Genomic DNA, 8214 nt, shown 5'->3' on the forward strand with positions numbered 1-8214 from the left:
TCCCCGACAAGTCGCAATTATCCTATCCCGTTCAATCGGAACTCACAAATTATTAGATGCGAATAGAATGGGATATTTTTGATTTTGGTAAGCTGCGACCCGTTTGGCGCCAATCTGCATGGAAGGTTTGGTGTGGAAAAACGGGCAGAAAGGTTGAGGGAAACCAAAGATCACTCTCGCCCCACGAAATGTGAAACTTTGGCCCCCCTCGCGCCACCGTTTGAGAGTATGCCCATTAAAATCGGCGCCGTAAACTCCGCATTTGAGGAAAAATGAAATTTATCCTATCAGTGATATCACTGACCGAAATTCAGTACTGAAACACCACACTGCATGGCGAAATTGGCGAATTTATACAATCCGTTCCAAAACCGCGCAGCCCAAGGAAAAAAGGACGCCTCCATGTCTGAACAGCCGCAAGTGATCCGCCGCGAAGACTATAAGGAACCTGACTTTATCGTCGAAAAGGTCGAACTGGTTTTTGACCTTGATCGTGACGTCACAAACGTCAAATCGCGCCTGTTTATGACTGCGAATCCTGTGCGCGGCACCGGAAAGGGCGACGAAGTTTTCCTGCACGGCGAGGATATGAAGCTCCTTTCCGTCACCCTCGATGATGCCCGTCTGGCATCCAGCGATTTCACGGTTGATCAGGAAGGCTTGCGCTTTACAGCTCCGAGCGAAACCTTTGTCGCCGAGCTTGAAACCCAGATTTCACCGGCCAACAACACCCGCCTTGAAGGGCTGTATGTTTCGCAAAGTGCCTTTTGCACCCAGTGCGAGGCCGAAGGTTTCCGCCGCATTACCTATTTCCCGGATCGCCCGGATGTCATGGCGACCTATAAGGTCACGATCAATGCCAACAAGGAAAGCTGCCCGGTTCTGCTGTCAAACGGCAACCTGATCGACAGTGGCGACCTTGAAGGTGGCCGTCATTTTGCGGTGTGGGAAGATCCATTCCCCAAGCCATCCTATCTGTTTGCGCTGGTGGCGGGTGACCTGACCTGTGTTGAAGACAGCTTCAAAACCATGTCGGGCCGGGATGTCTCGCTGCGCATCTTTGTCGAACATGGCAATGAAGATCGCTGTGACTATGCCATGGACAGCCTCAAACGGTCGATGAAGTGGGATGAGGAGGTCTATGGCCTCGAATACGATCTTGATCTGTTTAACATCGTCGCGGTGTCCGATTTCAATATGGGCGCGATGGAAAACAAAAGCCTGAATGTTTTCAACGCCAAATTCGTTCTCGCACGGCCCGATACGGCAACCGATGTTGATTATGAACGCATCGAATCCATCGTGGCGCACGAATATTTCCATAACTGGTCGGGCAACCGCGTGACTTGCCGTGACTGGTTCCAGCTGTCGCTCAAAGAAGGTCTGACCGTTTTCCGTGATCAGGAATTCTCGGCCGATCAACGGTCGCGCCCTGTGCAGCGCATCAAGGACGTCAATGCACTCCGCGCCGCCCAGTTCCCCGAGGATGCCGGGCCACTGGCCCATCCGGTGCGCCCGGACAGCTATATGGAAATCAACAACTTCTATACCGCGACGGTCTATGAAAAGGGCGCGGAACTGATCCGCATGATGCATACGTTGCTGGGTCCTGATGGCTATCGCAAGGGCATCGACCTTTACTTTGATCGCCATGACGGGCAGGCGGTGACCTGTGATGACTTTGCCAAGGCGATGGAAGACGCCAATGGGGCGGACTTCAGCCAGCTTAAACTCTGGTATTCGCAGGCAGGCACGCCAAAGCTCGGTTGGCAGGGCGAATATGACGCGGATGCCAAACAATACCGTTTGACCATCACCCAGAAAACCGACCCGACGCCGGGCCAGCCAGACAAAAAGCCGCTGCATATGCCGATTTCAATCGGGCTTTTGGGCGCGGATGGATCTGATCTGGTTGCCAAAACGGTTGAGCTCACAAAGGCCAGCCAGGAATTCGTGTTTGACGATGTTTCCGAGGCGCCGGTGCTGTCGTTTAATCGCGGGTTCTCGGCCCCGGTCAACATCATCACCGATCAACCCGATGGCGAACTGGTCTTCCTGATGGGCCATGACAGCAATGCCTTTAACCGCTGGGAAGCCGGGCAGAAATACGCAACCCGTCTGATGTTGTCTGCAATCGCTGCCTATGAGGAAAATGGCGGCGACATCGATGCCGCCTTTGCCGATGAGCAGGCCCGTGTTGATGCCTTTATTGCCGCAACGCGCGCAACGCTTGTCAATGACGACCTCGATAAAGCGTTCCGTGCCGATGCGCTTGTCCTGCCGGGCGAGGTTTTCCTGTCTGAACAGCGCAAGCCCGCCAATCCCGAAGCGATCTATCAGGTCCGCACAGCCCTTCGCAAACGCATCGGGCAGGCGCTTTCAGATGATTTCGCCAACACCTATCACCAGAATGCGTCAAACGCGGCCTTTACCCCGGATGCGGCATCGGCAGGGCAGCGTGCCTTGCGGGCAACGGCCCTTGCTTATCTGGTCGCCAGCGGGGCGGATGAATATGCCGGCGTGGCGGCCGCGCAATATGGCACGGCGGATAACATGACCGATCAAATGGCGGCGCTTTCGGTGCTCAATAATCTTGATCATCCGGGTCGTGAAACCGCATTGGCCGATTTTGAGGAACGCTTTGCCAGTGATGCCGTCGTTCTGGACAAATGGTTCACTTTGCAGGCCATGTCATCGCGCGACGATACCCTGGCGCGGGTCAAGGATTTGATGAGCCATCCGGCCTTTACCATGCGCAACCCTAACAAGGTGCGCGCATTGATCGGCGCCTTTGCCATGGCCAACCCGCGTCATTTCCATGCCAAGGATGGCTCAGGCTATGAATTCTATGCTGATCGCCTGATCGAGCTTGATGACATCAACCCACAGGTCGCAGCACGCCTGTGCTCGCCGCTTGGTAAATGGGCGAAATACGATGCAGATCGGGCCGACAAGATGAGGGCGGCGCTCAACCGCATCCTCGCCAAACCGCAAATCTCGCGCGATCTGTATGAAATCGCCTCGAAATCCGTGGCAAACTGATCAAACGACCATATGGTCGAACGACAAAGGGCGGCACCCGAAAGTGCCACCCTTTGTTCTGGGTAAAGTTCAACCGGGAAAGCTGATCAGGTCAGCTTCATCCGCTCGCTGAATTCACGCATTTTCTCTGACAGGTTGTGTGCCACTTCTGAAAGGTTATGGCTGGCGGTGTTAAGGTCATGGGCATTGCGGCCCGTCCCCTGTGCGCCGTCATTCACGAACGTAATCATTTCATCCATCGATCCGGCTCCGGCCGCAATCCGCTGTACGTTTTCAGAAATTTCACCTGTCGCACGACGTTGTTCATCGACCGAATGGGTAATGGTCGACTGGATGTCGTTGACGTGATGGATAACCTCGCCAACCGTACTGATCGAATGGGCAGCCTTTTGCACTTCCAACTGAATGGCTGCGGTCAGGTCCCCGATCTGGCCCGTCGCACTGGCGGTCTGATCGGCAAGCGATTTGACCTCGTTGGCGACCACGGCAAAGCCCTTGCCAAGTTCACCGGCATGTTCGGCTTCAATTGTCGCGTTAAGTGACAGAAGCTTGGTGCGGTGCGCAATGTCATTGATCAGATCAATAATCGATCCGATCTCGGAGCTGGCCTTTTCAAGCGATCCGATATTGCGCTGGCTTTCCTCGGCTTCCTCGCGTGCCCGTCCGGTCACGTTGGAAGCCTCGGTTGCCTGACGGTTGATCTCGGCAATCGAGGATGAAAGTTCTTCAACTGCCGTGGCAACGTTCTGGGTGTTGGATGCCGCATCACGCGATACCTCCAAAGCACTGCCGGATTGCTGCACGGTGTTTTCCGACTGACTTGTCAGCTCGTTGGCAAGGCTGAGCAAGCCTTCGGACTGCTCGGTTACGGATTGGGCAACACGGGCGACCTCGGCCATCATTTCGGTGACCGCGATCTTGCTTTCTTCACGTTCACTGACATCGTTCCAGGCCAGCATGGTACCCAAAAGGACATTGTCCTTGTCGCGCACCGGGGCGGCGAGGATATCGAGATATCCTCGTTCGGTCTGCATGATCTCGGAAAATGGCAGATTGTTCGGATTGGCAAGTTTTGTCTGGAAAGCCGGGCCGAGATTAAGGAAATCACCCGCAACCGTATCGGTTGTCCCGTTTAAATAGTCCTGCGCACTGGCATTGAGGTAACTCAGCTTGCCATCTGGAAGGATCATTGCGGTCATGGTCGGGGTGTTTTCGACCATGTTTTGCAAGATCAGGGCTTGTCGCACCGATTCTCTGAGCGCAATCAAAGCCTTCTTCATCTCGCCGATTTCGTCATTACCGACATCGGGCAGGCTGACATTGGTGTCCCCCTGCGAGATCGAGGTCATCGCACGGGCAAAGGCGCGCAGATTGCGCAGAACCGTGGTCCGCAACAGGATCCAGCCGACAATCCAACCAGCCAGAAGCACACCGACCAAAATCTCGATCGACAGAAGACGCAGGTCGTTGGTCTGCTCATAGAAGTCGGAAATATCGCGATCAAAGCGGGCCTCGGCCCAAACGCCACCTCGGCCATCACTGATGGTAACGTCAATAGCGGCGCGATGGGTCTCGCCAGAATCGGGTGCAGCTGCGGTCTCTGTGGTTTCAGTTGCCGCCTCAGGGGAAGCTTCATCTGCAGTATCAGCAGTGGTTTCTGCAGCACGGGCAGATTCGCTTTGCGCTTCTTCCGGGGCCTTAAGGCTTTCAAACAGCACTGTGCCGGAAACATCGAGAATCTGGAAATTCCCGCCCAGAACCTTGCCAATGCCTTCAAGCTGGGGCAGGGGATCGGTGATGACCTCAAGGAATCCGACCGCGCGGAAGCCACCGACGGGCAAGATCAGGCTAAACACCGGACGCCCGTCCGGGCTTGCCCACATGAAGCTTGCCGGTTTGCGGGCTTCGGCTTTTTCGCGGTTCGCGAGAAAGGCTTTGACGTCCGGATCGTCGGTAACGCTTGCGCCCAGATTGGCTTCCGAGGTGGCCAACTGGTTGAATTCCTGGTCATAGGCAGCGGCACCCAAAAGGTTCACTTCCCCCTGAACCACTTCACGGGCGTTCGACAGAATGTCGAGTTCGGCCTTCATGCGCGTCTGGTCGTTTTCCTGATAGCTTTTGACCAGGCTGCCCAGACGCGACCATTCATTGGCGATGGGGGTTATCTTGTCGGCATAATCGGTCGCAACGCGCGACCCGACAAAGAAATTGACTGTGCCGCTGACTGAATTGTTCAGCGTTTCAATCGCAAAGTTGCGATATGTGTCACCGGTCCAAAGCAGCATCCATGTCACAGCACCTGAAACCAGTAACCCCGTTACAAGCAAGATTCGCCGTAACGTCAGAAGGCTGGTAGCACCCCCTGCAATAGCCGTCTTCGCGGCCTTGTCTCCCGTCATATTTGTCACTCCAGAGCAAACCGTGTTTATTTTTATGTTGGTCGTGTTGGCTCGCGTCACTCCCGTTCACACCGCTACTTCTTATGAGTAGTTTCCCTGATCCAAGCAGAGCTTTATCTGGAAAACAATCCCTTAGTTCGCTGTCCTTGAGGATAGCTGCGGCTTACAGCAGTTTTGAAATTGTCTACAATTTCAAAATTCTTCTTTAGGTTGCGATACTTAGCGGTGGAATACAGGTGCTTTTTCAACGCATTTAAATTTTTTCTGCGAATGTGTGTGATAATCGTTTGCATTTGCAAAACCGATGCTCTATGACTGTGTTTGTCAAATGCAGACGACAACGTCGTTTGTGACCGGCCATCAGGCTGACATGGCGTGCCTGATGGCTTCTATCTTCGGGACTCTCTCTCCCCGAAGGTCGATCTCTCTCACTCGAGGGGACTGGTATCCGGATCATTGTGCGGGACAATGCCGGGGAACATACCAGTCCCCCTTTTTTTATCCAAAATGATCTGATCCATTGGCGGACATTGCACTGCTTGGGTGTGGCGTGCGCGCAGCTTTGCCGTGCGGTGCAGTTGCACACGTTCGCGCGGCTTTAGCGTTTTATAAAGGTGCTGGCGGTTAAAAAAGCAGGGTAACTTTGATGTCGTGAAGGATGGCCAAATCCATGGCTGGCGAAGACCACACCAATAAAACCGATTTGCGCGCAACCCCGGAATCGCAGGGCGACCCGGATGCCGGGCAAAAGGATGCACCGCTTCCGGCCTTTATCTATGGCCGGGACGGGCAGGGTGATGGCAACGCCCGTGGGGGAAAGCACCCCGGTGATCGGCAAAACCTTAATGCACGGATAGCGGATATGGATCGCAAAACCCTTCTTGGCCTGGTCACGGGTGCCGGCATGCTGGGCCTTGTCTTGTTCTTTGCTGGCATGCTGGTCGGCGCAGGGCTGTTTATGGATTCTGACGAGGCGGCCCGCACCACGCAAACCGAACAGCCGCAGGTCGAAATGCTGGCTTCCGCCCCGGAAGAACCCGCCGTGATCGAAGACACCGCGCCTGTGGCATCCGAACCGGCCACTACCCCGGAAATCAGCGCTGATAGCGACGATCCGGTTGGTGATCTGATTGCCCTGCGCACCGAAGCGCTTTCGGATGATGCTGCCACCAGCGAAGATGCGGCAACAGAGGCACCTGAAACCGCAGAGATCGCCGAAGAAACCGCGCCCGAAGCAACCGAGACCTCGGAAATCGCTGCCCCGGAAATCCGTGACGTGACCGGCACGTCCGATGAGGCGCCTGCAGCACCAGCTGCACCAGAAGCCCCCGCCGCTGAAAGCGCACAGGACAGTGCTGCAACCGAAGCCGCCGAAGCACAATCGGCCGAAGCCGAAGAAACGGCCGCACAGGAAACAGAAACCGCTGCGGCACCGGAACCTGCACCAGCTGCACCGGCGCCCGAAGCGGCCGCTGATGCCGGCAAACCCTTCTCGGTTCAGGTTGGTGCCTTCAAGGTGCATGAAAATGCCAGCCAACGGGCCGAAGAACTGCGCGGCGAAGGACTTGAAGTCGCTGTCGTCGTCCGCGGTCCTGAGGATGAAGGGGCGTGGTATTATGTCCGCATCGGGTCTTATGCCACGCTGGCTGCCGCCCGCGATGACGCCGCCAAGATCAAGGCGGATCATTCGATTGACGGTTTCCCGGTTCGGGCCGAACCGAACGACCGTGTGGTGAATTGATGCACGCTAACGGCTAACGTACACACTTTATATATAGTGATGTCATAATGCAGAGCGGGGTGGTCACAGGGGCTGCCCCGCTTTTCTATTGGGCTTGGCACCGTCAATTGCCAAATTCATCTCATCGGGTTTGTTTTTGTCCTCTGATTGGGGCATTCTACTTGCCATCCTCGGACAAAGGCGCTACGCGCTAGGTTCGCAAACATCAGATGGGCAGCCGCATGTTTCGGACGGCTGCAAAGCAAGACAGGATGGCCGAAAGCACATGAGCACGCACAAGGATTTCCCGAACCTTCATATTCTTGATCATCCGCTGATCCAGCATAAGCTGAGCCATATGCGCAAGGTCAGTACCTCGACCAAGACCTTCCGTCAGTTGCTCAAGGAAATCGCCCTTCTGATGGGCTATGAAATCACCCGCGAGCTTCCTGTCAGCTTCGAAGACATCGAAACCCCGATCTGCCCGATGAAGGCGCCGGTCATTCAGGGCCGCAAACTGGCCGTCGTGCCGATCCTGCGCGCCGGTTCGGGCATGGCAGATGGCCTGATCGAACTGATGCCCTCGGCACGTATTGGCCATATCGGCCTCTATCGTGATCCGGAAACCCATATGCCGGTCGAATATCTCGTCAAGCTGCCGGAAGTCGAAGGCCGTACCTTTATCCTGGTCGACCCGATGCTGGCGACGGGCAACTCGGCGGTGGCCGCAATTGATACGCTCAACAAATATGGTGTCGCGGATAAAGATATCCGCTTCATGGCGCTGGTCGCTGCCCCGGAAGGTGTCAAAGTCTTCCAGGACGCGCACCCCGATGTGCCGATCTATACTGCCGGTCTTGATGAGAAGCTTAATGAAAAGGCCTATATCGTGCCGGGCCTTGGTGATGCTGGCGACCGTCTGTTCGGGACCCGCTAAATCAATCGCGTTTCGATACCGCATTAAAAAAGCAGCGGTATTAACCGTCAAGTATTAAAGCATAGTGGTCACGCATTCTCGCATTGAGGATCGTGACCATTTTTCTGACGACGGCA

General features: G+C 55.3%; 4 protein-coding genes. 3 read left to right on the forward strand and 1 reads right to left on the reverse strand.

Annotation, left to right across the window (positions count from 1 at the left end; genetic code table 11):
- Nucleotides 1–402 precede the first annotated feature (402 nt).
- Complete coding sequence (gene pepN, locus ACXAIA_RS15150; RefSeq protein ID WP_475350061.1) at nucleotides 403–3042, forward strand: aminopeptidase N; 2640 nt, start codon at nucleotides 403–405, stop codon at nucleotides 3040–3042.
- A gap of 86 nt (nucleotides 3043–3128) precedes the next feature.
- Here the strand turns inward: pepN and ACXAIA_RS15155 are convergent, their stop codons facing one another.
- On the reverse strand, nucleotides 3129–5327 hold the full coding sequence (locus tag ACXAIA_RS15155) for a methyl-accepting chemotaxis protein (RefSeq protein ID WP_475350062.1): 2199 nt from the start codon (nucleotides 5325–5327) through the stop codon (nucleotides 3129–3131).
- Between the two features lie 784 nt (nucleotides 5328–6111).
- On the opposite strand from ACXAIA_RS15155, the gene ACXAIA_RS15160 reads away from it, so the two are divergent.
- Nucleotides 6112–7182: an SPOR domain-containing protein gene (locus ACXAIA_RS15160; RefSeq protein WP_475350063.1), complete on the forward strand. Its 1071-nt coding sequence runs from the start codon at nucleotides 6112–6114 to the stop codon at nucleotides 7180–7182.
- A 265-nt stretch (nucleotides 7183–7447) separates the two neighbouring features.
- Nucleotides 7448–8098 (forward strand): uracil phosphoribosyltransferase, encoded by a 651-nt coding sequence (upp, locus tag ACXAIA_RS15165; RefSeq protein WP_167725391.1) that lies wholly within the window; start codon nucleotides 7448–7450, stop codon nucleotides 8096–8098.
- Nucleotides 8099–8214: the final 116 nt, after the last annotated feature.

This window comes from Thalassospira sp. ABL2_045 (genome assembly GCF_056161285.1).

What these genes read in the sequence shown, in the direction of transcription:
- pepN (WP_475350061.1), top strand. Translation starts at nt 403, where the DNA reads ATGTCTGAACAGCCGCAAGTGATCCGCCGCGAAGACTATAAGGAACCT.
- ACXAIA_RS15155 (WP_475350062.1), bottom strand. Translation starts at nt 5,327, where the DNA reads ATGCTGCTTTGGACCGGTGACACATATCGCAACTTTGCGATTGAAACG.
- ACXAIA_RS15160 (WP_475350063.1), top strand. Translation starts at nt 6,112, where the DNA reads ATGGCTGGCGAAGACCACACCAATAAAACCGATTTGCGCGCAACCCCG.
- upp (WP_167725391.1), top strand. Translation starts at nt 7,448, where the DNA reads ATGAGCACGCACAAGGATTTCCCGAACCTTCATATTCTTGATCATCCG.